Source organism: Pullulanibacillus camelliae, assembly GCF_014642655.1.
In the GTDB taxonomy this organism is placed as follows: Bacteria; Bacillota; Bacilli; order Bacillales; family Sporolactobacillaceae; genus Pullulanibacillus; species Pullulanibacillus camelliae.
On the sequence record NZ_BMIR01000004.1, the window covers coordinates 214,916 to 241,140 of the forward strand.

The 26,225-nt window shown below is 37.0% G+C and carries 16 protein-coding genes and 1 pseudogene; 5 read left to right on the plus strand and 12 right to left on the minus strand.

The window, feature by feature from the left end; all coding sequences use genetic code 11:
* Positions 1 to 253: 253 nt before the first annotated feature.
* The gene (locus IEW82_RS06580; protein ID WP_188691133.1) at positions 254 to 1,159 is read right to left on the minus strand and encodes a LysR family transcriptional regulator; all 906 of its coding nucleotides are present in this window, start codon (positions 1,157 to 1,159) and stop codon (positions 254 to 256) included.
* Between the two features lie 131 nt (positions 1,160 to 1,290).
* Between IEW82_RS06580 and IEW82_RS06585 the strand changes: the two are divergent.
* Both IEW82_RS06585 and IEW82_RS06590 read left to right on the plus strand, forming a co-directional pair.
* Positions 1,291 to 2,464, plus strand: a pseudogene (locus IEW82_RS06585) (multidrug effflux MFS transporter).
* Between the two features lie 37 nt (positions 2,465 to 2,501).
* On the plus strand, positions 2,502 to 3,494 hold the full coding sequence (locus IEW82_RS06590) for an amidohydrolase family protein (protein ID WP_229672386.1): 993 nt from the start codon (positions 2,502 to 2,504) through the stop codon (positions 3,492 to 3,494).
* A 1,494-nt stretch (positions 3,495 to 4,988) separates the two neighbouring features.
* Here the strand turns inward: IEW82_RS06590 and IEW82_RS06595 are convergent.
* Complete coding sequence (locus IEW82_RS06595) at positions 4,989 to 6,374, minus strand: hypothetical protein (RefSeq protein WP_188691065.1); 1,386 nt, start codon at positions 6,372 to 6,374, stop codon at positions 4,989 to 4,991.
* A gap of 62 nt (positions 6,375 to 6,436) precedes the next feature.
* Entirely contained in the window at positions 6,437 to 7,516 is a 1,080-nt protein-coding gene (locus IEW82_RS06600; protein ID WP_188691068.1) for a hypothetical protein, read from the minus strand.
* A 342-nt stretch (positions 7,517 to 7,858) separates the two neighbouring features.
* Here IEW82_RS06600 and IEW82_RS06605 point away from each other — a divergent pair, with 342 nt between their 5' ends.
* The gene (locus IEW82_RS06605; protein ID WP_188691072.1) at positions 7,859 to 8,191 is read left to right on the plus strand and encodes a tyrosine-type recombinase/integrase; all 333 of its coding nucleotides are present in this window, start codon (positions 7,859 to 7,861) and stop codon (positions 8,189 to 8,191) included.
* 562 nt (positions 8,192 to 8,753) lie between these two features.
* Here IEW82_RS06605 and IEW82_RS06610 read toward each other — a convergent pair.
* Together IEW82_RS06610 and IEW82_RS06615 are read right to left on the minus strand one after the other, a co-directional pair.
* Entirely contained in the window at positions 8,754 to 9,029 is a 276-nt protein-coding gene (locus IEW82_RS06610) for a type II toxin-antitoxin system RelE/ParE family toxin (RefSeq protein WP_188691074.1), read from the minus strand.
* Positions 9,030 to 9,281, minus strand: a complete 252-nt coding sequence (locus IEW82_RS06615) for a hypothetical protein (RefSeq protein WP_188691076.1) — start codon at positions 9,279 to 9,281, stop codon at positions 9,030 to 9,032.
* A gap of 705 nt (positions 9,282 to 9,986) precedes the next feature.
* Here IEW82_RS06615 and IEW82_RS06620 point away from each other — a divergent pair.
* The gene (locus tag IEW82_RS06620; RefSeq protein ID WP_229672388.1) at positions 9,987 to 10,556 is read left to right on the plus strand and encodes a hypothetical protein; all 570 of its coding nucleotides are present in this window, start codon (positions 9,987 to 9,989) and stop codon (positions 10,554 to 10,556) included.
* Between the two features lie 401 nt (positions 10,557 to 10,957).
* Positions 10,958 to 11,470: a DUF8453 domain-containing protein gene (locus tag IEW82_RS06625; RefSeq protein WP_229672390.1), complete on the plus strand. Its 513-nt coding sequence runs from the start codon at positions 10,958 to 10,960 to the stop codon at positions 11,468 to 11,470.
* Between the two features lie 801 nt (positions 11,471 to 12,271).
* On the opposite strand, the gene IEW82_RS06630 is transcribed toward IEW82_RS06625, so the two are convergent.
* From IEW82_RS06630 to IEW82_RS06660, 7 genes are all read right to left on the minus strand, one after another.
* Positions 12,272 to 12,793 (minus strand): DsbA family protein, encoded by a 522-nt coding sequence (locus tag IEW82_RS06630; RefSeq protein WP_188691079.1) that lies wholly within the window; start codon positions 12,791 to 12,793, stop codon positions 12,272 to 12,274.
* A 350-nt stretch (positions 12,794 to 13,143) separates the two neighbouring features.
* On the minus strand, positions 13,144 to 16,965 hold the full coding sequence (locus IEW82_RS06635) for a hypothetical protein (RefSeq protein WP_188691082.1): 3,822 nt from the start codon (positions 16,963 to 16,965) through the stop codon (positions 13,144 to 13,146).
* Positions 16,966 to 17,745: 780 nt separating this feature from the next.
* Positions 17,746 to 20,982 (minus strand): Eco57I restriction-modification methylase domain-containing protein, encoded by a 3,237-nt coding sequence (locus tag IEW82_RS06640; RefSeq protein ID WP_188691086.1) that lies wholly within the window; start codon positions 20,980 to 20,982, stop codon positions 17,746 to 17,748.
* Between the two features lie 7 nt (positions 20,983 to 20,989).
* A complete protein-coding gene (locus tag IEW82_RS06645; RefSeq protein WP_188691089.1) occupies positions 20,990 to 22,996 on the minus strand; it encodes an Eco57I restriction-modification methylase domain-containing protein in 2,007 nt (668 codons plus the stop codon).
* Between the two features lie 3 nt (positions 22,997 to 22,999).
* The gene (locus IEW82_RS06650) at positions 23,000 to 24,784 is read right to left on the minus strand and encodes a DNA methyltransferase (protein WP_188691092.1); all 1,785 of its coding nucleotides are present in this window, start codon (positions 24,782 to 24,784) and stop codon (positions 23,000 to 23,002) included.
* A gap of 262 nt (positions 24,785 to 25,046) precedes the next feature.
* Positions 25,047 to 25,280 (minus strand): recombinase family protein, encoded by a 234-nt coding sequence (locus IEW82_RS06655; protein WP_308422134.1) that lies wholly within the window; start codon positions 25,278 to 25,280, stop codon positions 25,047 to 25,049.
* A 139-nt stretch (positions 25,281 to 25,419) separates the two neighbouring features.
* Positions 25,420 to 26,034, minus strand: a complete 615-nt coding sequence (locus tag IEW82_RS06660; RefSeq protein WP_188691096.1) for a recombinase family protein — start codon at positions 26,032 to 26,034, stop codon at positions 25,420 to 25,422.
* Positions 26,035 to 26,225: the final 191 nt, after the last annotated feature.

Genomic DNA, 26,225 nt, shown 5'->3' on the forward strand with positions numbered 1-26,225 from the left:
GGAGGTAGTCGGGGAAGAACGATCTGGCCAGTAGGACTTAATCCCGCCTGTAATACTGCCCACCTCACTCTCGTAAAAACATGTTTGAGGCTGGTTGGGACAGGGATCCTTATAACAAATGAAGCTATGAGATTACAAGATTTGTGTGGAGCCACCTGCGAATACAAAAAAGGAGACGTGATCATACATGGATCCAGTCATTGACATGGATATTATCTGTAGTAAATAGCTAAATGATCTCTCGCAATCATAGTTAGAATGAGTGGTTTCCTTCTCTAGGTAGCCCTTTAAAGTATTCTAAAACTATTTTTCGGAAATCTAGGGCGGCATGTGATAAATAACGACTTCTATGCCATGAGAGACCTATTTCTCGCATAGATTTAAGTTCTTCAACTCGAAGAAATTTTACATGTTCCTCCTGTGATGAGCTCCATGTAGATGTCTCCGGAATAAAGGCAATGCCGATTTCTGCTTCCACAAGTGAACGCAGTCTGGCCGGTTCGTCTCCCTCATATACGTGTTTGGGTGTAAAACCAACGGATTGGCAAACGCGGTCGGTCAAATCACGGGTGGAGTAACCATGTTTTAATCCTACGAATAACTCATCCTTCAGTTCCAAAATCGATACGCTGTTCCGATCTACGAAATGATGCCCTTTTGGAACAGCCAATACAAAGGAATCGAGCGCGATTATTTTACATTCAAGGTCCTCACCATGTATCGGCGGCGATGATAAACAGAAGTCGATCTCACCACGATGGAGAGGTTCAAGCATTTCCTCCGTTTTTAACATTTGGACATGAAAATGCGCATGAGGCCGCCTGACACGGAAGTCTTGTAAGATTTGTGTCAATGAATTAGCTGTGGTAACAGCCAATTCAACTGATCCACTCTCAGAACTGGATAAGTCACTAATCTCCTGCCTCCCCTGTGCCAATTCAAAAAGCGCTTTGTCCACACGGTTAAGAAAGGCACGGCCAAACTTGTTCAGTCGAAGTACTCGCCCAGTCCTGTCAAATAGAGGAACACCTAAGTCCTCCTCCAGACGTTGGATCGTTTTGCTTAGAGAGGACTGCGTGACGTGCAGACTCTTCGCGGCAGCGGTTATATGTTGAAGTCTGGCCACTACTTGAAAATATTGCAATTGCAGAAGCTCCATTCCGCTTCCATTCCTTTCAGTCAATATATCCATGAATTTAAATGCGTTGGACTCCATTATAAAATTGATTTACGGTTACTTCAAGGGCGTTTTAGGGAGGTGTATCATGGAACAACTGAATGATTCATTAAATGACTCATACAAAGGACCGAAAAAAATTATGGATGGGGATTTTGCTTAGCTTGTTGACGGCACTTGGCCCGTTATTCTTGGATAAGCATTTGTCTTCTTTACCATCACTTACTAACGATTTGCACACCGGTGCCTCACTTGCAAAACTAAGTTTGACTGCTTGTCTGTTTGCCTGGCGTTCGGTCAATTGATTGCAGATCCGCTCAGTGATGTACGTGGCAGGCGTAAACCATTAACTATCGTACTCGCGGCCTATAGGCCTATACGATCGCTTCCTTGCTTGCGGCCATCAGTACCTCGATTTGGTCGCTGATTATATTGCGTTTTATTCAAGGAGTTGGAAGTTCGGCGGGCATCGTGTGATATCTCGGGCGATATCACGGGATTTATACTCCGGTAATGAATTGACGAAGTTTTTTCGATATTAATGCTTATTATGGGGGGCACCGATTGCAGGCGGTCAAATACTGCATATAACTTCCTGGCATGGTGTGTTTATTCTACTCGCGATCATTGGCATGATCATGTTTTTCGCTGTGTTTTTCAATTTGCCTGAAACATTGTCAAAGGAACGCCGTGCTACAGGTGGAATCAAAGAAACACTGTCGACGTTACGCGATTTTATTGGTATCGGGTTTTGTCGGTTATGCAGTTGATCCAAGGACTTGTGATGGGCAGAATGTTTGCCTATATATCAGGTTCTCCTTTTGTTCTGCAAAACATTTTCGGTGTTTCGCCACAATGTTTTGCGTGATCTTTGCCATTAACGAACTCGGTATTGTTGTCACCGAAAAGCTCGTAGACAGGGGAGAAGAAGGTCAATTGCTGCTGATTGGTCTTTCTTTAGCCGCTGCAGGTGGCCTCGAATGGTTTGGCATGATTCTTTCGAACACCAGCTTGATTGCCATACTCATCCCTTTGTTTTTTGTTGTGGCCGGTACCGGTATGATCAATAAGACCAGTTTTTCTTTGGCGATGCAGAATCAAGGAACATCCGTAGGCGGTGCTTCGGCACTTCTTGGCGTGCTGCCTTTTGTGTTTTGGGCGGTCGTCGCACCTCTAGTTGGCATCGGTAGCAGTCACACGGCTTGACCCCTGGGGATCATCATTGCGATCGTGGATGTCGGTGCCATCGTGTGTTATATGCTTTTAACGAGGGAGCCATGCACTTGATACTTCTAATCAAACATCACAAGTAGGAGGAATATACATGTCAAACAAAATAAGTTTCATTGGAATCGAGGAACACTGGACCACCCCCGAACTAACTGCAGTGCTCAAGGGGCTGCCAGAGGGAAGACGTGACGAGAGTCTGTCATTCAACGAGATAGGAGACAATCTCACCAGACTGGAGGACATCAGCGACGCACGAATCGCGGCCATGGACGAGCAGGGCATCGAAATGCACATCATCTCCCTTGCTCCGCCAGCGACTATTCCCCTCGCTCCTGCCGAGACGGTCGCGCTCAGCCGGGAGATGAACGACATCGCAGCCGAAGCGGTCCGTCGCTATCCATCACGCCTTCGAGCGATGACCACTCTCCCGATGGCTGAGCCAGCCGCCGTCGCTAGCGAGCTCGAGCGTGCGGCAAGTCTCGGTTTCGTCGGAGCTATGGTTTATGGTCGCATTGGCGAGACGACACTCGACGATCCCTGCTACGATGACCTGTTTGCAACCGCGGTGACTCTCGGTCAGCCAGTCTTCATCCACCCCCAAATCCCCTCGAATGTCGTCCGTAAAGCAGCTTATTCCGGATTGGGTCCGATGACCGACTTGGCGCTGTCGACCTTCTCGTGGGGATGGCATCTTGAGGCGGCAATCGCCGCTTTGCGCCTGATAGCCCGGGGTACCTTCGATCGATACCCCAACCTCAAGATCATTCTCGGCCACTGGGGCGAGCTTCTCTTGTTCTGGCAGGACAGGATAAACAGCCTGTCTCACATCGCCGGCCTGGAGCAAAAGGTGTCGGACTACATCCGCTCGAACTTTTTCATCACGAGTTCCGGCATGTTCAACCCTGCGTTGCTCCATCATGCCCTCGAGGTGACCACGATTGACAAGGTAATGTTCTCAACGGACTATCCCTTCCAACGGCCGACCCAGGATGAGCTTCAGCGGTTTCTGACCGAGTTCGACACCGACGAAGACCGCAACAAGTTCAGCAACGACAATGCCCGCCGTCTCTTCGGTATTGACCAGTAAAGTAAGTGATCGGGAGCGTTCGTACTATGATCAAGGGATGATAATGATTTAGGGATTTCCAGCCTTTTTGTTTAAGCCCAGCTGATAAGATTTTATGGGTTCCCTAAAAGGTTATTGTCATACAAGAATAAATTGTTATGACAAGAGAACTATTATCGGCACAGATGTATTCGGATTGAGAACCTTGACTCTATCAATAAAAACACCGGGAATAGGGCATGAAACTCAATCGATAATCCCTGTTATCGGTTGAGTTTGGCCGAAATGACCATGTATTTTACGTATCGTTGCCATCCCCCTACTTAGTAGCATTGACGAAATAAATCCTAATTAGGTCAATCAAGAGTTAAAAAGCACTGATTCAAGACTTCGGGTCAAATCAGCGCTTACTCGTTTCGGCTATTGCGGTAGAGTCAAATTTCTCTTTTAGGGTATCTAGATGTCGTGGATTTGGTCTGAATATTCAGTTATAAGAGATACAGGAATGCCCTCTGTATGACCGAAATATATTTTATTACAGTTTTTTTATTCGCTCTATTTTTCCTTGAACATGTGTTGAATTCGCGGTTTTGCCATAGCGAAGCCTGTTGAAATGCTTTCAGACCATTCATCATTCCTTTCCATTACCTTAAAGTAGACAATTTTCTCAGCTGCATCCATATGTGTTAGACTATGCATAGGTTTTAGTCTCTTTCGGATTTCCTTATTAGTTCTTTCAATCCAGTTTGTTGTCTAGATGGCATAGCGTATTTCAGATGGATGATCCAAGATTTTTTTAAGAGTATTTAGAGATTCTCCTCCCAAGAGGTTACAATTTTAGGATATCGGCTTGTCCATTCCTTTTTTAAAGGATTCGAACTCTGAAAAAGCAATCTGTTTAGTTGGCGCTTTATAGATTGGTTTTAGGGCTTTGGCTAATTCATATTGGTACTTCTTTCGAGCTTTATTGAGCCAATCTACTTGATATCTGATTGAATTTTATTTTTAAATAATTATCTAAATTCAACATTATCTCACTCTGCATGGGCATCTTTTAGATATTATTCTGGCCCAATTTTCTTTACCATTTAATTGGTCCAAATATCCAAGTAACATTCTTAATTGATTATTTGTATAACCCATTCTTAACCTTACATCTTTTGTTGAATCATTTGGCTTTCTAAGGTGGGAAAAATAAAGGGATGTCACCATATACGGGAACATGACTTAGGGTCCTAGCATCCAGCTTCTTTTGAAGAGCCACACAAGGGGTCACGCTTGTCCCATCCACTAAAGGCTTGGCCAACTCACGCAAAGGTTGGATCACCCCCTCTCCTTCCTGTGAGTTCCCTGCATATTGCCCTAGCACCCTGATAATCTTCCTGTAACAAAAAATTTTAAAAAAGGCTTCTCAAAAGTTTAATCAACCAATGAGAGGCCTCTTTAGATTACTTAGAAATTAGCAAAATGTTACCGTATTACATTCTAGGACAGTGGACCTGACCCCTAGTCCCATTAAATTGTTGTATCAAACAAATCAACCTGATAATTAAGTTCGTATTGGCTTGAGTCTATTCCTGTCGAGAGTGAAAGTCCATTAACAAACCTATTCCAATCATCAACATAATTATCCTCTGCCCAAGTATTATGATAACTCTGATACCGTGAAAGGCCGCTTGTCTTTTGATCTTCTGTTTTGCTTTTATACAATTCGATCAAAACATTTATGTCATTCTTGAATGATTGGTTTATATCTGTTGTTTGTAAATGACTAACCATCTTGTTAATAATGTTTGAAACAAGCTCTTTATCCCAATCCATCGCAAAAGCTTCGTTGTTCCTGACAAAGGGGTCCTCTTGCATATCCTTCACATAATCACTAGCACGCTCATTCTGGTCCTTGATGAAATTATCGAACGCGGTATCTAACTTAGACTTTATGCCATCACTTAAGTGATAGTTTTCGGTAATTAATGTATATTTCATGGCAGTAAGTCCAAGCTTCACACCATATTCTTCTTCTGATTTATTTTTGTTGTAACTTATTTCTGCCCTATGTTTGTTGTGACCTATTTCAAAAGAATTGAAGTCAGCGTTCTTTGTTTCCTTGATCACTGTACCAACCGCTGCCAAATCATCGATACTCATTCCATTTGAGCTTATAAAATTCACATCAGGGTGCTTTGAATCCAATGCATAGCGCAATTGTTCACCCATAAATTGGTTATCATTCAATAGCCATTCATTCTCGGTCCCTTTGATTCCCGCATAGTCTTTATTTTCTTGAATGAAATCCGCGTAAGCGTTTTTACGTTGTTGAAAAAAATCCATGATGCTATCTTTAAACTGGTCTTTATTGATGTTTATACCATTTTCGGAAAAAAAGGTGTCCGCCATTTCTGAAAATTGATCAGCATATTTCTCAACATGTGAATAGATCATATCATCTAATTTTTGAAGCTGTTCCTCTTGTTCTTTACCCGAATAGCGCATGTTAATTTGTGATTGAAATTGTACATATTCAGAGGCAAAATAATCTAAATCATAAGCTACTTGATCAGTGGAAGAGTAGCTGGATTGCTTACTGGCTAATTGTAATTCTAAAGGTGCCCAATTAATGGCTACATTTTTTAAGTCGCCTTCGCGCAGTGACAATACCTCTTCACGCGTCATTTGTTGGCGGTCAAATGTAATTGTACCATCTGCTTGTTTTGACAAATGGACAAGGATGGGTGATGTACTCCTACGAAGGGCCTGTTCCTTGTAGGTATCTTGATTGAGAACATCATCTTCTGTAGTAAATGAACGGTCACTATCTAGTGAGTCCAAAGTGCTGACATTAAAATTGTCTTTATAAATATTTGAATCATAATTTCTTGCTATAAAAGGATTGACTCTCACGCCTTTTCCTCCCTAATAGTTATTCGGTCTTATGATGTTTATTTCATGAATGATAAAAAGTTTTAATTTAGAAATGTAATTGAAGGGAGCGGTTCAACACCACTTGCATAATAATAATTTAGAACACTATAAAAATCGATCGGTTTCTGTTTGTTTAAATCATATACTAAAATATGATCCCCCCAATTAGTGAGGTCATCACTGTCTAATCTTCTAGGTGTTGTCTTTCCAATTGTATCTACAAAAGAGTTAGTATATTGTGTAGGGGGGCCTGATCTGAAAGAAGACTCGTTATACATAAATAAAGTCCCCTCATCCAAATAAATAAGTATTGCATTATCTGAACTCGCATAGTCTGAGTGATAGCTTACGGGACCAGAAATAGATTTAATTTTTACCTCGGATATTTCATGTGTTCGTTGATCATAATTACCATCCCACGTAAAATAATATTCCCTTTTCCAATTTAAATGAGTATTATCCCCTCCTATTGTTGCAACATAAGTACCATTTGAGTATATATCACCATTTGGATAACTTAATACAACGTATAACAATGAATCGGACTCTGATAGAATATTTGCAGCACCGGAAGGATTCGTAGCATTCATTTTAATTGAGTATGAATCTCCATAAGTAGTGCCCGTTGTGTAAACTCTTAATGCCCAGTCTCCACTCGGTAATTGATTATACGCTACCTCATCTCCCGAATATCCTCCAAGAGAAGTAGGATAGGCTGTTCCAGTTTCCCAGTCTATTTGATACAGTTCCACAGCATAATCCGGATTTGTTGATTGAATATTAAAGATAACGCTTCTTTCCGTATCAACACTGAAGAACCAAAAATCATCCGTGTCAGTAGAAGTTAAAGTATCCGTAAAATTCATACGGTCTCCTGAAACATTAAAATTCGATTTAATTGAATACTTTGGACGCTTTATTGAAACACCGTGTCCCTTATCTATCTTTAGGTCGTTGGAAACAAATGATACATCTATTCCTTTATTATTCGTTTCCACTTTGAAGTTACTAATAGACTTTGATATTTCATGAGCACTCGCAGACGAAGTCGTAGCATCAATACCTATTAGAAAAGTCACTAAAAAAATTGCAAGAAATTTCATTGACACCAATTTCTTCATTTTACTATGAACCTCCTAAATAGTATTTTGTGAACTCACTATTTATATCGGTCCATAATTTAAATATTTAAATATTTAAATATTTTAGAGTGGAAAGATGGAAATTATAAAGTAACTGATTTATTCATACTTCGGGACAAAAAAGATCTGGGATCAAAGCTAACTTCTCATGCCACTTTTATGAAAATTATGTTGAATCCGATTTAGGAATTAAAACGGTCGCTCCCCACAAAATGACCTGTTTTTTGGGCATACTGCTCCCTTGGTGCCTAAAATAATTTTAAAAAGCTCTTCTAAAGATTTGTTGATTATTCCTTCTGAAGTCAGTTATGGCATTGGCAGGTGATTTCCGCTCCCTGGCACTCGCTTTACTACAACCAAGGCTTTATCTTTGCGAAGACGGAGCGCCATTACGGCTATCCCATCGTCATTAAAATGGTTCAACTTCGAATGGCGAGGCTCTTATCCATTGCCGACTTAAACCCTGACCTGACACCGCATTCGCTCAGGCACACATCACTGCTCGCCAAAGTAGGTGTGTCACTTGAACAAATCATGGACCGTCTTGGTCATACCGATGATCAAATTACGAAAAATGTGTACCTCCATGTCACGCAAGACATGAAAAAAGAAGCTTCCCACAAGTTTAGTCAACTCATGAGAAGCCTCCGTTAAGTCCTCAAATTAATGTTAGCAAAATGTTAGCATTGCACTCTCACCTTACTAACAAATCCTTATATATCAAGGGGTTTGGGCATTTATTACATCATACCGCCCATAAATCCAGCGGTTGATACATGTTTCACCCAAACTCATGAAATGGCGTCATATCAAGGTTTTTGCATGTTTAGCGAGTAACATTTTCCACCTCTTTTTACGACCTTTTAATGGATGACGTTACCCTTATGTTACCCCTAAACTAACACGATAGGCTTCTATGCATTATATCAAATACGGGGGCCCGAAGACCCCCTGCGTCATTACCAACACAGCTTTACAGCTGTGGATCGCGTAATGTCTATTGGTAAGTAATTAACCATAAAGATTGTTTTTTGGATTGCAACATGATAAACGTGACTAGGAAGGCACGGACATGTAATATCTTTTTACTGTAGCATTCACCTTGCTAATGCCAAATTTATTTTGTTCTCTTCAGTGGGGGTAGGATGATTGTACATGTCCTCCACCAAATGTTCACTACCTTAAGTCCTCAAGTTGTTAAAGTTAGCAACAACTTTTATCTCTGTTGACTGGAATGTCTGAAGTATTCAATATAACAGATGTCCCGATCCTCAGAAAAAGAATAATAAACGATAAATTTATCAACGATTATTTTATAACTGCCTTCCCATTCTCCATTTCCGGCTGGTATGCTTGTTCCTAAGAGAGATACTTTTTCTTTTATATTTTTGAGCAATCGTTTTTTATATTCCTTGGTCTCGGATAAAGTAAAATGGTGGCTATAAATATTACGAAAACCCTCCAACGCTTGATCTGTCCACTCCAACCTCATTTATACTTCTCCCTGGTCGATCATTTCCATCACTTCATCTGAAGTATAAGTTTTTCCATCTAATATGTCCTTTTTTGCTTGGAGTAATTTCTGTTTGAGATCCGGATCGTCTTTCACATCTTCCGCAACTGTTGTTTCAGGTTCTTCACTTAAGGAAAGATAATACTTCTTCCCGTCAATTTCAATAACAGTATCTCCGTCATGAATAATACCCTTCATGACTTCCGCAATTCGGCCTTCGAGCTTCTTCATATAACCACCCTCTGAAGTTTCGTGATCAATCTGGATTAACTTTTATTATACAATATTTATCAAGGATTTTCGATGTGTGTATGGCAAACTGAACATGTAGGGTGTGGATTTGTAAAAATATGTATAAACACCCTCCGTTCATGAACCTTTCCACCCCATTAACTTGGACAAGCCCCCTCTTGAAAGGCGTGGCTTTAAATTATGAGCTTGTTGAAATCTCCCTAGTGGTTTTGTACAAAAAAACTCACCTAAATAACCCAGATAACTGTCAGCCCTTTATTGGCGCGGGTTTTACTTAGGTAGTAGTATTGACTGAATAAATCTAATTAGGTCAATCCAGAGTTGACAAGCACTGATTCCAGACTTCGGGTCAAATCAGTGCTTGCTGCCAAGGTAGTAATATCCGGAACTATTCTTTGCAATAGCCAAAAACCGCGTATATAGTTAAATCCAAGAAATCGTTGATTTGACGGCAGTCCTATTCGTGTTACTTTGTTCCAGTTAGTATAGTTTGAAATCACCTTGTAAGAGTTTATCAACAAACTTATTTCAAAAAACTCAACTCATCAATGAGCTAGTAATTTCGGGTATTCGGACTATCGAATGGAATTGAAAATCGTTTGCATATGTTAAAATAGATTAAAAAATCAACTGGATATTTTTTTGTTCAAAAAAAGGACTATATTGTTTAATAAAAGAAAGACGGTGTCTTTAGTGATTACTCATCTCAAAGATTTTACTATTGGTGTAATAGCTTCATTATTCGCTACATTTTTGACTACATACGTTTTTCAGTTTATACAAATTAGGAAGAATATTAATTTCAAAGATTTTTCAAACATGGTTATTACCTATAGATTTCTTATCTATTGGATGTTATTACTGATCTTTTTAATTGTGATACGTTGGTTTATTAGAAATAGAATTGATAAGTTACAAACACCTTTTCCTATGGTCATTAGCATTGGAAACAACTATGATTTAGAAGCTAAGGCAGAAGGTTATGGTTTTAAATGGAAAGTACATGCAGATATTAAACGTAAAAATCCTCTCACAAATGAGATCCTAGATATTAATGTAGGCATGGTGGACGGACCATATTGTAAGAATGATTATAGAAAGATGAAAGAATCGAGAACATATTTTGGAAGATATAAATATAAATGCCCAAAATGCGGTTATAAAAGAACTCTTTTAAAAAATTGTTGGACATTAGAGTGTGAAATTGAAGATGATATCGAAGCCAAATATAGGTGGACAGAAGCTAATAGTTAGTTGACATAAAGGGCATGGTCCTGAATGTCAGACTTATTCTTGAATTGGACGCATTTCCGGAATAAGAATTGGCGATCAATTTTACATTTATGGCAATTTAATTAATAAAGAAGGGGTTTTGAACAACCAAAAGGAAATACCTGGAAGTTACATATGATAAACTACAGGTGTAAAACTAAAAAGGAAACCATTAAACAGTATGTCTAAGGGCAGAACCAGCAAATGTAGGTTACCCGCAGAGTAACTTACTTTAAAGGGAAATGTGATTTTCCGAGTTATATACCGGAAAATTATCAATAAACCTGATTATAATCTTTTTAAGCTTAATTAGAGATTATGTTAACCAACCGATATTTCAAATAGTAGTTTATTACTGCATCAAAAAGGGAGGAAAAATAAAGGTGGCTGAATTTGTGGGAATAGGGGTGTCAGCTGTTGCTGTGATAATATCAATCCTTTCGTTAAAACAAACTCAACGTTCTATTGAACAGGCGAATAGACCTTATGTTGTCGTTTATAGAGATTATATCCAAGCATTGGATACTATTTGTGAGTACATAATTGTTAAAAACTTTGGTCGAACTGGCGCAATCATTGACTCTTTGGAATTTCACCCAAATTATTTAGGAACTAGAGGCAATAATGTCTTTGAGCACATAGACAATACTTTTATTGCACCAAGTCAATCTATCTCAACTGTTACCTCTTATAATGCTTTTGACAACGACAGGAGCGGGATAACAAAGGTTATCGTAGCTTATCACAATGGGAAAAAGCACTATCAAGATACAATAAAATTAAATGAAGAATTGGATCATGATCTTGCCTTTGCTAAAATCAAGCCTTCAAAAGGCAAATCAGAAGGTGAAATTATTACAAAAACAGTACAGGAGATTTTAAGGAGAGGGTTATAATAATTAAATGCAGTCGTTAAATCGGAGGAAGTTTGAATTAAAGTGGCCATTCTTATACTGACGGAAAGATGGCATTCTTCCTTTTTGATCGGAGAACGTTGGTCAATGCACTCAATTAGATGCGTGTTATCAATCAGTTGTTTGATGACAGGCATGGCTCCAATACAGAGCACTTGCATGGCAGGAATTTCTGGAACGGGATTCTGCATCGTAGCACTCCGTTAGACTTGTCTATCGTCTCCTTTGATAAACGGGGTTGAAATTCCTGCAAAAAAAAGAGTCTACTCTTCAAAATAGGCGCGGAATATGGGATAAACAAACATCAACCTAATTAGTAGGTCAATCAGGAGTTTAAAGAGCTCAGACTCAAGACTTCAGACAGTCCTATTCGTGTTATTTTGTTACAGTTGGTAGTTTGAGGTCACTGTGTAAGACTCAACAAAATTGTTTCAAAAACGCACTCATCAATGAGCTAATAATTGCCCTGACCTCATTTTATAAGTGAATTTTTATGGAACTTCATTTTTTGGAGTTCCATTATTCTGTGCTAGTTTTTGTTGCTCCTCCAGAAATATTTCTTGATGAATGAATGTCATGCATCGAAAAATAATCAAAAATATAAAAAGTGCCCTTCTGCGATTGGGTTTAGCAAGTGCAATGATTGATCAATGCACTTAAGGGGCTGGAAAGGGGAAGGACCCCTGGACTTTGTCACTCAGTCCCATAAACCTCTTCGAATCAGCTTTCACAACAGTTCACATTAACTAAAAAAGATTTAATGAACAGAGGCGCATGATTTATCTAGAGATCATCTTCAAATAAATTGAACCAAAGAGTACTGTCCGAAAGATAAGCTTCTGGGTTTCCAGCACACTCAATAACGAGTAACCATTTTTCAGTATCGAAATCGTTCATTGCATCATGGATCAGTTTCAAGTCCTCTTTCGGGTTTTTGAACAATTTTCCATCGATCCCCTTCACAAAAGAGCCGTGCTCCTTAAAAAAGGCTTCAAGCGAAGGATATAACCTGTCATGTGGGATGAAACAATTTGTGTCAGGAGATGTAATTTCCGTTGCTTTAGGGTGAGCCACAATGTGTGAATATCCGTCAATTAAGGTTCGGCACATCTTTATAATTTTCGGAGTAATTTCTAAAATGTCTTGGCAAAACGGGCATGTGTAGTCTTGTTCAAGTTTAAACAATTCATTCTTTTTATAAGCGGTGGTTGTCGGGAAGGGGATCACGCCATGAGCAAAACGCATTTCTTTATTTTCACGTTCACATTCCCTGCAACCAATGATCACGCTTGGAATTTCACTCATTCGTTCAGCTCCTTTGGCTTAATCTCACACAATGTATTGTGTGGACAGAACTTTTTATTTTAAATAGCACAGCTTATCCAAGATAAAGCATTGTCCACCTGCTATTTAGTTAAGCTCACCATTAACTTAATACCATCGGCAAAACCCTTCTTAAAACTCTCATGCTGCACTATTCCTTGAAATGTTGAAAACTGTTCCTCAATCTTGTTTTCTATTTTTGCGAACTTCATTATACGTGATCTGATCTAACCATCAAGAAGAGATCAAGAAATTTAAAAACTGATTTATCGTTAACAAGAACAAAAAACGAGCCTTAAACCGATCAAATAGCCTACGATGAAATCTTATAATTACTCAAAACGTTCATTTTGTTTTTCGTTTAATTCAGACTCCCACTTACGCTCAGAACGAATTTCTTCCTGGAACGTTCTTTTTTCCTTACTTGCCCACTCGGCAACAATCGGATTACTGTGTTTCTCTAATTTATATATTAAACCCAACCGGTTTTGCATTATATCCGCCCTTGAACCTGACCAAGACATTGGTCTAAATGAAGACTTAAATTCATTTAAAATTAATATTGGATCTGGTGAATAATCCAAAAGGTTTAGAGCGAGTTCAGTCCATTCTAAAGATTTGTCATCTCCTTTTTTAAATGGAGTTATGACGGTTGCAGCTTTTGGATACCTCGTCTTGGGATCAACTTCACACCACTGAATAATAAAATTCTCATTAATTTGGGATATTGGATTGCTAGATGTTCTTACACCATGTATGACTAAATTTTCAAAACGATCGATTACTTCATCATCATCTCCTGCTAAAAATATATCGAGAAATACATTGGGTTGCATTTTTGCAAGAGCATGTAACACATGATCGGAATCTCTATAAATTGAGTAACTTGATAACACCCGTTTTAGATTATTACAAATCTGTACTGCGCTTTCCTTTGCCGATTCACCTCCAAGACAAGCTTTGATAATTTCAGCTATTACATAGTCCAGGTGATCCATATTACGATAATTTTGATCAAACTTGAATTCAGCAAGTAATTTTTGGGCTGTAGAAACAATAATATCACTTAACTTACCCTTGTCAAAACCATGAAGCCTCATATGCAAAATTTCTATTGCAACTACGTTTCCTTCTGGTTTTTGGGATATTAACCTTAACAATTCACATAGGTCATCATCTTCTATAGTTTCGTGAATCCTTCCATATGCTAAATTACTGTATTGCCATATAGAGGCTGAACCATATTCAAGAGACTTCTTAAGTCGTTCTACATCTGAGTTGTTGATTTCACTACTGGTTTGAAGCATTGGGTATACCTCAGCAAATACTTGATCAAATACAGCCTCATCAAGAAACCGCTGATAAAGATCTTTGTTTATATTTGAAACAGCATTTAAAAATCCACGAACCACCTGAAAATTCCTCGCCGCAGAGGCCTGTAGAACGGATAATTGTTGCTTAAGATCCCGCCACACTTTTTCAAGATCGTCAGATCCCTCTGCTAAACCCTGTCCAAAACTAAACAATCTTGCTCCATTACAACTTAAAAGGTCAGGTAATAAATCGTAAAAAATATCTTCATTTTGAACGACCTCTTTCCCAAGTGATCGAGTAATATTTTCTGCTTGTTGAAAAGCAGCTTCCAGTTTTTCATCTTCATATTCCACAGTTTCAACTAAATCAAAGGCATTTTGATGGCTAGTAAGAGCATACAGCCTAGCTTTTTCAGTTAATGTTGTCGGTCTAAGTATTACCTCCAAATTTTTCAAACGAGAGATAACCTCTTGGGTCATATGCTCGCTATCATATCTCTTGGTTGTTTTTACAGCCAGCCAGCCCTCTTTCCAAGTACCATTATCCAATATCTGTTTTGTTGCCTCTTCCAGCTCATTATACATACCTGCTTTTGTCCATAACCCTCTAAATTTGTCAGAAAGAAGCGATTTTGCTTTAAGGGAAACTGAATCCCTTGAGATCGCTTTAGATACAGTAAATTGAATAAACAACTTATACCAATCTTGAATTTCTTTCTTATTCTCTGGAGAATAACCATAATCTCTGGAACGTGCACCGAATTCAAAACTGTAGCTAGAACTAAAATGCCAGGTCTCCAATGAAGCATCTAATAAAGAAATACCTAAATCAACTTGGTCCTCATGATCCGATTCAACCAATTTCTTAATTATTTTGATCCTTTGTTCAGGTGTAGCATGTGTACCAGACAAATAAATATAAAATAAAGATCGGAGTAAACTCCGTATTGAATCATAATTTTCATCTGGACTTTCAGATAATGCAAACTGACATAGCAATTCTGCTGAACGTTCAAATAAGTCTTTGTCATAAGCCAAGGATCTAAGTAGCCTTGTAAATCTAGAAAAATGGTCATTTTCGCGGGAAAAAAACGTTTCCGCACTTTCCCTCATTGAAACTCTTTCTATAGCAGACAATGTCACCTGAGGATTTATAGGGGCAATATTTTCGAGCAAGCTTATACCTAATTCATTTAAGTGGCTGATATCCCCTAATAGGCCACCTTCACTTAGCCACCTTTCAGAAACTTGCACTGAAGCCCCACACTCATGCAAATAGCTTAATCTTCGGGAAAATGATTTCAATAGTCTTTCAGATCCCCCCTTTTCAAAGGTATCCATAATTATATCGATCGGTATTCTTTCTAATGCCTCCTTTGCAAGCCTATTTGCAATTGCATGAGGTAGGACAGCTCTCCATACACTTCTTTGTTGTACAAGATCACGCCGCTTTAGTTCTACAATGTTTTCGTATACCTCGCGGATACTCAAATTGGCTAAAGAACTGAGAAGTTTTAATTCTATATTTGCTCCTTCTTGTGTCCTGCTATCAAATGAATACACAAGAGAGCAAGCCTCTGCAGTCCTTCGTAGGGAATTATTTGGTTCATTTCTCTGTTGAAATAACCTGTTAAAAAGCTGATTATCCTTTAAATCTGATACACTTTCACCACGCCTTATTGTATTACCCAAAGCAATAGCGATACGTGCATTTCCACCTGAAAATTCTGCAATACTACGGGCATCAACTTGGTTGATATAGTCAAACCTATCTAGGATAATTTTTTCAATAATTTCATTGGAGGCTGGTTCTAAACGAAAAACATCAGTTTCTTCAGGCTGATCTTCTCTAACATCGTATTCTACTGTTACTAAACTGACCAAGCTGCCCGAAGCCGAACATACAGAAGTTAACCTTCTATGGAGTTCTGGAGGACAGTTATCAACTGCTAAAATGGACGGTATTCTCATAGCAATCAAACGTTCAGCAAAATTCCGGGGTTCAGGATTAGGACTATCACTAATATCTGTATAAAACACTCGGGACTGATTTAACGGACTCTCTCCGATTCGTTCATCAAATAAAGCTTGAAGTAACCTTGTTTTTCCCACACCTGATAGCCCAACCAATCGAACAGAGGAACCCGGAAGTTTAAGTCGAGTCCGAAGTTCATTAATCCCCTCTATAGCGGAGAATCCTCCTGAACGGGGATTTGTATTATCTTGCAAACGAATATGATCATCAAGCTTGTATTCGTTTTTCGGTCCGTTAGGAGATCCTGTCCAATTTCCGTAAGATCTCCAGCCTTGAATCGGTCTTCCAATTTTGTCCCTGACCCATAGCACCAATGAAGGATGGTTACGAACCCATCCCGCAATGCGTTCACGGTCATAGAAGTCTACTTTGATTTCAGAAGCATCCGGATATTGACTTAAAGCTTCCTGCATCGCCTCTTTTCGATTTTTCAAAGTTGAATCAGCAGTTGAACCTTGACTACTTACAATAATATAAGCTCCTTTAACCTCAATTAAATCTTTAATAGCTTCCCTTAGCTCACCACCAGGACACATTTCATTTAGAATTGCACTTCTAGGCATATCTGGCTTTTTCACTTGAAAAACGGTTACTTTCCTTGGGATGAAACTATCATTATGTATAACAGTTGTTAGCTCCAACCGGACATCAATACCTCCGTCTTTAGCATTTTGATGACCTCCCCAGGTGACACCTGCAGTTGGTAAATCATTGGCCCGAAGTTCTGCCTCACAAAGAAGACCGATAAGTGATCTTAAATCACTATCACTTAACTCACTAATATCTTTACCTTCAATTTCAATCATAAAGACCTCATCCTCCAGTACTATAAAACCTGTTATAGTATACGGTGAATATTTTTAATCGCCAACATTTTCTATTCATTAACAAACTGACTTTTTGGCAGTTAATATAAACGGGAAGATTTCGAAAGAAGAGTTGCCGTACCAGTCTGCATTCTGCATGTCCTTCAACAGGCCCTGGTTGGTAGTTTTCTAGAATTTGGTTCACTAGCTCACTGAATTTCGCATCACGCTTTGATTTCCCCAAATAGACCAACCTCACGATTTGTTTTTATTCTACCAATTAAAAAACTAAACTGCGAAGTAAGAGCCGTACGCGCTCTCTCACTTATACAGTTTAATTTTTACTCCCATTTTATATGTCCAGTTAGTAACATTTCCCATCCTTTTTACGACTTTTTCATGGATTTACCCCAATATTACCCTAAAAGGCTTATTGAGAATACTTGTTGATGGCAATCAATAAATGTAGTGTTTGGCAATTGAGCAATAGAAATTAGGTAAAGCACGGCTTTACCTGGAGTGGCGGATGTGATATCCTGATAGACCATTAAAATCCATTGCTGGTGCCTCTTAATGGAGAATTGCATCCGCAGAGGCTCCATGTCAAACAGCCAATAATAGAATCGAAACTTGGAAAAAAGGCTCAAATATTTAATTGCCACTTGATGCAATTTTTAAATGCCAAATACAAATTACTAAGCCCTTTAAATTGGAAGTTTAATGTTACTACTTTTGAAAATTCACTTGTTGTTAATGTACGTTTATAGCGACTTTAAGATCTTATGATAAATTATATATTTTACTGCAAACAAATTCATACTCTGAATAACTAGTCAGTGCCTTTATATGTTCTCTTGCAGTTGTTCTTCTTTTTTGTAAAGTACTATTCCGGGGATGCAAGTAGTTGCTAAATTCTGGGTTTCTGTTTTTATAATGCCTATATTCATCAAGTAATTTTCTTGTCATCGATACAACTTCCTGATGTAGCGGATTTTCTGGATGATATTTTGGTGTAACCTGATATGGAAGTGAATGAATATGTCTTGCCCCTTGTTGACCTCTAGGTTGGAAAATACTAATTGCAGAGTTTATTGAATCACTATTTAATAGGCCAGTTAAATATAAAGCTTCTTCTTCTGAATTAACATGAACCCAATTTAAAGTTTGATCAACTATCATTTTATTTGTATCAAGTTCATCAGCACTCTCATAAGCACCACAGACATAACTCCCACTTGTTCCTACAAATATATAAAATCCATTGTTAGGAAGGCGAGATTGTCGAACTAACTTATTCCTCTCATTTAACCTCTCCCAATTCCCTTCGTAACCTGGCTTTCTTTCAACAATCTTATCTATGACATATTTAAGATCATCATTTCTTATAGTTACTTCATCATAAGGAATTAGTTCATAAGTATTTTGTATACTCTTCCTTATTGGTAATACAGATTTTATTGGATTAGAAATATCGTATGGTGTTACAAGTTTTGATGTATATACATCAAATATAACATCGTTTTCCAAATAGCATTCTTCAATTCTAAAACCTTTTTCAGTGCCCGCATCAGAAATGATATAAGACTTCTCACTATCTAATGTGATACTTTTAACCTTTGATAAATCTTTCCTAATTGGAGTCACATCGAAGCAATAGAACGTTCTTGGCATTATATCTGCACCTTGTTGGAAGTCAGCGGCGTGTTGTACTACATCAGTGTTTATAATCTTATTTACGTCCCAAGCAGTCCTATCTCCTAATTTATTGTTATAAAGGATTATATCCTCCATTGAATTTGAACCAACTATTTTAGCTGGGAGTTTACTAAAATCTCCTTCTAATTCCCAGTTAGAAGATCCACCTTTTTTACCTATTAAGACAATTGCTTCATTTTTAAAAGTTTGTTTGGATATCTTCCAAATTTCACTCAAATGAAGATCAACTGGATTTTCAGTGTGATTATAGCCCTCTCTACGAAATGGCTCATGATTCATACCATTTAGTACTGAATCTGGTACAATACAAGCTACAATCGCATTATTCGTCAAATATTTTTTTACTCCATGTACCAGAAAAATTGTTGCCATTTCAATGTGTGGGAATGCTGGTCCAGGAGGATTGATTTTAAAATTCCTTGCTTTTGATTTAAGGACTTCTTTATAGGGGTTATTTCCTAATTTACTTAAAGCTAACCATGGCGGATTAGAAATAAGACCATTAAATTGACCTGACAGTAATCCTGGCCTATAGCTGTTTTTAAGAATATAAGACCAAATGCCATTCTTGCCTTCAATATGTAATCTATTAACAACTTCAATGAAGGAGGTCAGAAAGTTTATTACTTTATCTGCTTGCTCTGTTTCTATAGATAGGGATAATCTTTCAGCTTCACGTTTTACAATACTTTTGCTCATGTTTGTTGCATATTCCATTGTCAACTTTTCATCATTCAAGGCAATCTTATATCCCTTATCTATTATTGCATCAAAAAGTGCTGTATTCTCAGGATTTAATATGAATTCGGGGAAAACAATACTATTATCTGCTAATTCTATTTCATAAAAATCAGAATCATCATCAATTTTATTAAGGGGTGTAACTGCGAACAAAGAATCAGCATGATATACAGGGATGGTAACCTTTAAACCCTCCGCAAGACTTATCCATTCCTTTGCAGCTATTATCCAGCTTATTTTCGATAAAATTACAGCTAAAGGATCTATGTCAAATCCAGTTATTGAGTTAGATAATTTCCTTATTTTATCTTCTATTTCAACTGTAGGGAAGAGTTCCTCTATTCGTTTTTTCGATTGTTTAACAGTTTCCACAATCATTACTCCAGAACCACAGCACATATCAACAAATTGAGGTAACTCTCTATCTTCTAATGATTCAACTAGTTTATTTACCATTTTTTCAGCAAGCCAATGGGGGGTCCATTCTTGCCCAAGTAGAATTCTTTGTGTTCTATAAGATAGTTGAGCAAACATTTCCCCAAATAAATCCTCTTTAAAGTCATGCTCAAAGTCATATACTCTTAGGTTTTCTTGTATATCTTTCGCTATTTCTACAAGTCCATCTATGTACGGGGTATTAGTAAGCCACCCAAAATAGTCATACTCAACAAAATTAGTAAACCCTTTTCTTTCAAAATATGTACCTGTAAGGATGGAAATTAATTCTTCAGAAGAGTTTAATAGGGCTTTTTGTCCTATAATATTAGCACAAAGTAATTTACCTAACGTCACCATATACAGTTCATCACTATACGTCTGAATATCAAATTGGTCTTCTGATTGCGTCAATGAAACTACCCTACTCCATAATTTTGCAATAACTTTGGCGTACTCTTCATTGCTATTAACAGCTGTCTGAACTAGACTAGTAATATTCTTTACATAGTCTTGAGAGAATGGGCTTTCGAAGCCAAAATCTTCTGCAAGTGAATTTGCATTTAGAGGTCTAGCACCTACTCTACCTAGATATGTCTGCAGAAAAATAATGAGATTTTTTGCAGACACTTTTGTCGGTTGTACTTCAATTTCATCAATTTTTTCTAATGTAACGTCGTCTGCCCCGATCCTTTTTTTATCAAGGTTTACTTTTGAAACCCTGTATGCATACCAACGAACTGAATCCGAAAGAATACCAATTACAAGATCCTTTGGCTCGCCTTCGTTTATTTTTGCTGCACAGTACTTTTTAACTTGATCAAAGCCTTCATTAAATATTTCAGTTACTCTTAAGTCTTTCTCATATTCTATTACTGTCAAACCAACTAAGTTATCTATAAATCCTCTTCTTTCAACCCCATCCTTTTCGAACTTCGCAAGTGATTCTCCCCCAGAAATGTGTTGGGTGACCCAAAAAGGGGGCTTGGGATGAAATATTCTTGAAAGATAGGAGGTGAAATTGTGGCGAACAACATCCTCCTTCGCATTTTTAAAGTCAATCAAATAAATAGCTCTTTCCACAAAAGATATTACTTCATCCAGATTACATTCACTTAATTCCATTTAAATTTCATTCCCCTCTCGTTCTGTACATTAATTTACTTTTTAGCAAATGACGAATTTTTGTTTTGCCTATGGAACAACCTTTTTCAGTCTTAAAAATGTTCTTAGCGATAAGATTGTTTATTTCTTCCAACTCATTATATCCTTTAATTATCCTCTTACCAAGTTCAGATAATTTTTCTAAATCAAATATACTTAATTTAGGAATAGGGATTTTTCTAAGATGAGTAGCTTCTAATTTTAATGCTCCTGCTCCCATAATAGAGCCTATAAATTCACAACATAACAAAACCCAATCACTATTTAATAATGCTATTAAAGAAAAGTTATTTAGTTTTTTATTATGCTCAAACCAAATTGTAGAAAAGTTAGCATCAACAACAGCTTTAGGATTTGAATTCATATAAAACTTTGGCTTTTTTCCATTTACTCTTGCTACAAAAATATCAGGTAAATGTCTTTTAGTTAATTTCGGAAGCATATACCAAAAACCTGCTGTGTCTAGATCCCCATTTTTCATTGCTTTAATATTGGGGGATACAGCAGATAATTGAGGAAGGTATTTGGGTTTCTCCCTACTTCCTATATTTATTGTTTCTGCATTTGTGATATGATCCGCTAGATTATCAGACATTAACTTTCTTGATGAATTCTGATATTCCCTACCAATTAAATCGCTATTACGTATGTATCTATCTAAAATCAAAACCCTTCCTGACAGCTGCTCTATATCAATACAATAACCTTCTGGTAACTCGCTTTGTTTACGAATAGCTACCCTGAGGGCATCATTAGGTATAGAAATTGAACTGCTAAAAAGGCTTGAATCTGGCAATACTTCACTTATTTCATCAGATTGGGAAATACAATCTACATAGAAGAATTTATTGGCTCCAGTTCTTAATCCTTGGCCAATTCTTACCCCCAATTCCTCTAATGAACAAAAATCCTCACTTGCTGTTAAAATCTCATCTTTTATTGACTTTGGAATAGCAACTGATTTAATGCTAATATCATGTTCTTGTTCAAGAGATTTAAACCATTTTTTTTTACTGGAATTTATACAAAAGTTCTCTAAATCATCTCTAAATCTCATTCTTTTTACAGATAATCCTTTTGTTCCTTGGAAGGCTGCCTTTTTTATTTCATGCACTAATTTTAATTCAGGATTATTAAGGTTAGGAAATATTTTTCCTACTATACTGTTCTTATCCGAATGTTCATTGCTTATACTAATATGGCAATAACTTTTTTGATCATAATAACTCCATAAATCCATTATTCTTGGTATTCTTTTTGCAATAATTAAGTTTGTTTTTACTTGAGCATCCTCTTTAAACCAAACTCTGTCAACGTCTTCTATCACATATTCAATATTGAAAAGTTTTAATAATATATAATGTATAGGGTAAGCATAATCTCGATTCAACCATGATTCCGGCACTATTATTGCAATTTTGCCTCCGATTTTTGTTAGCATAGAACTCAAAATCCAAGAAGGAACAGCCAAGTCTGCCAAACCAGAATAGGCTCTAGTCACTAATTTAAAAATTTCCTTATCCTTATCTTCGAGATGGTTAAATAACGGAATTAATTCTAAAAGACTGTTTCTTATTTCTTCAGAAGTAGGTAAATCTTCTACTCTTTTACTTAAAGATTGATACCTTACATAAGGAGGGTTAGTGATTACTAAATCATACTGATGGTTAGGTAGTTGGTTAATTATTTCTTTTGAAAAAGCACTACCCTTGAATAATTTAATTTTATTATTTTCTTTTAAGTCTTCCTCTATTAGGGTTATTACTTTAGGGTCAATATCAATCCCGACCAAATCAGCTGAAGGATTTAGTTTGCACGCTGCCTTCAATAAATCACCCACGCCACACATTGGGTCGATAATAGATCTAACATCCTTATCTTTTTCAAAAGCAAAAGCGGCTAACAGATTTCCTAGCTTCTTGCCTGAAAAAAATTGTCCTAATATCTTTTTCCTGTGTTGTTCTTCAACATTCACTAGTTACACCATCCTATGGACAATTTGGTAAAACTCCGAAGCATTTAAAGGTACTTCAAGATTGTTTTCAAGGCAGAAGTTTATAAAACGTGAAAAAACCCTTTCCTTTTTTATTGCTTCATTCTTTACTTTCATTTTCTTAATTATATTTTCAATTTGTTCTTCCACACTAATATTGATTGAATTAAATTCTTTTACCCCAGTGTCTTTTTTTTCAAGTAATAATAAAGGATCTCCTTGTACAGTTATATTAGATGTAACTTGTTTAAAGCTCCCTTGTAATTTATCCAACACACTCGATAATTTAACTTTTAATCCAGCTTTCTGATAAGCACGTTGGAGTGCCCTCCATATGTCGGCTCTTGAAGAATGAAAGACTACTGTAGCATTTCCTTTATTAGTAAGCACCCTTGCTATTTCACGAAAAACCTTCTCCATCATAGATTGGTAGGAGTAAACATTCTTTTTCTGTGCCTCGCTCACAATGGCTTCATCTTCTTTATTAGTGACTTGCCCTAACCATACTTCATTAAGATAATTTATCTCAGAATAGGGAATATAATCACCAAATGGTGGATCTGTAAAAACATAGTTTACTGAATGATTATTAAGATCAATCATATTTGTACTACTTCGATTGATTACATTAACTGTACTCCTACTCTCAGAAGTAGTTTTAAATGCCTTGTAGATGGTCTTTATTTTCCTTTTAAGACCTAACAAGATATTTTTCTCTACAGGCAAATTGCTAATATATAAGACTCCAGATTGTGCTCCAGTTATAACAAAATCCTTTTGATTTGATTTGACTACCACTCTAGTCATTAAAGTACTATGTGATGAATTATAACTTAGAACAAGAAACCTAAGTGCATCACGTACACTTTCGGGAGCGTACTTAATCATTTCCCAGAGATTTGATATTATATGAAGGTTTCTATTGGTATAAAAGTGGTGAATATGCGATATCCCAGAATGATATCCAGACCGATACAAGTCGCCCCATTCTATTTTCTCTACAGGTACAAAAGAAGTATAGGGCACATCCTCAATTTTTGATAATAATTGATAATCCTCATCAACCGGATCTCTAAACCATTTTTTATTTCCCGTTTGACCGTATATTCTTTTTATAATCCTCTTCTTTCTCACAGTCTTTTTATTTAGGATCTGATCATAATATTCTTCTACTGACCTTTTTATAGCATTTGTCTTTCCTGTGTATCCGCATCTGTCACATACAAACTTAGATGAAATCACTAATGGATCAAAACCAACAGAATTATCCCAGTAACTAACTTCATGACCACAGTTGTTACATTTAAGAATTTCACTCCATATAATATGCCTGATAACACCTTCATTTCCTTCAGGATCTATAGTTTTATACATCCAACCAATTTTTTTCTCTACTCTTTTTATTAATTTTTCAGCTTCAGAAAGGAATAAGTCTTCGTCAATAGGTGTGCACATTGTTTTAGAGACAAAGGAACCTAAAGTACTCACTTCATATAATACAGCCTTTCTTGGTCCCCATTTTACTGGTGCGTTCATCTTTTTTGCTAGATCAATAACTTCTTCAGGAGGATTAGAACATAATAATGTTGCTAATCCAGTTGTCCCACTACCTGCAAAGGTATCTAAAACAACATCTCCAGGATTAGTGTGGGAAGCTATAAAAACAGCTATTACTTCAGGTGATATTTTGGTTGGATAAGAAAACGCAGAATATAAATTGCCACTTCTTTTTGATGGAAAGGCTTCAGAATACAAATTCTCAATTGGCATGATTTTTACACCTTTCTAGAAACGAACTTTTGTTCTCTGTTTTAGTATACTAAAAATATATTGTTATGTTTAGAACAAAAAATAAAATTTTTGAATCGGTTTTTCGCGATAGATACACAATTTTATATCGACACCTAAACTTTCGAGGATAAATATATGATTGCATGTTATAAAAAATAACAAATTCTAGAACTAATTATCTAGTCGCTTTTGCATTTCCTTTTAACTCTCTTATTAATGTGCTCTTACTTATACTGGTAATTTATATGAGTTTATCTTTAATTAGTCTAATGCATGTTTTATTTGCTGTCTCTGTATTCATTACGTATTCTAGCAATCGCTTTCCCTTCTGTGCACGCTCGACAATTATATCTCTTTCAAACTCAGCGAATCCACTAATAATAGTTAAAATAAGTTTATCAGTTGCAGTATTCTCGACTAATCTCTTGTTAAAGATATGTACCTTTATACCTCTGTCAAATAAATTTTTAATGATTGCATTGCTTCTATTGACCGGATCTTACGATCGCAACATCAATTAATCTCACAGTGTTGCATCTTAGCTAACCGTTCAATTAGGTGAGTTAACGATTCAAATTCATCTTCCTTCTTCCTTCACTTTTATAGTAAACGGCTTAAACAACATCCATAAGTTCATTTTTAATGGTATATATTGTACTTCGAGCTACACCTGTCTCTCTATAAATATCCATAATGCTTGTTCCTTCCTTCAATTCTTTAACAATCTTATCATAAATAATTTTATCTTTTCCTACAGCATTCACATGATATTTTCTTTTTCTCCCTTTATATTTACCTTGCTGTTTGGCAATTATAATACCTTCCCGTTGGGCTGAGCGGATTCGTTCTCGTTCTTCTTCAACCATCCAGGATAATAACGAAAGAACAATTTCAGATACCAACTGCCCGACACCTTCAAGGTCTTTATACTTCCTAGTATCAAGAATTGGCATTTTCAAGACAACTATATCCACTTCTTCTTTCATTAAGGCTGCCCATTCATTTTTAATCTCTTCTTTATTTCTGCCAAATCGGCTGAGATCGTGTACAACTAAAACGTCTCCAAAACGCAATTTATTTCGCATTTCATTATAAACAGGGCGCTCTTTAAAATTTTTCCCTGATTGTTTTTCTTCAAAAATCTTCTCGCAACCAAATTCCCTTAAATCATGAACTTGCCTCTCAAGATTCTGACTTTTGGAACTCACCCTCGCGTAACCTATGATCATTAAAAAACACCTCTATATGTTGTTTAATTATCATACAACCCTAATCATACACTTAAGACGCCATCCAATCAACGTTTATTCGTGTATCGTTTGTGTCAAACTTTTCTCGGTACCCTATTCATCCCAGTATTTCTGGCACTCTAAATTTGTACGCTTTTCCAGCTACCGCGCGAATGTCTTCGCTTGGTTCC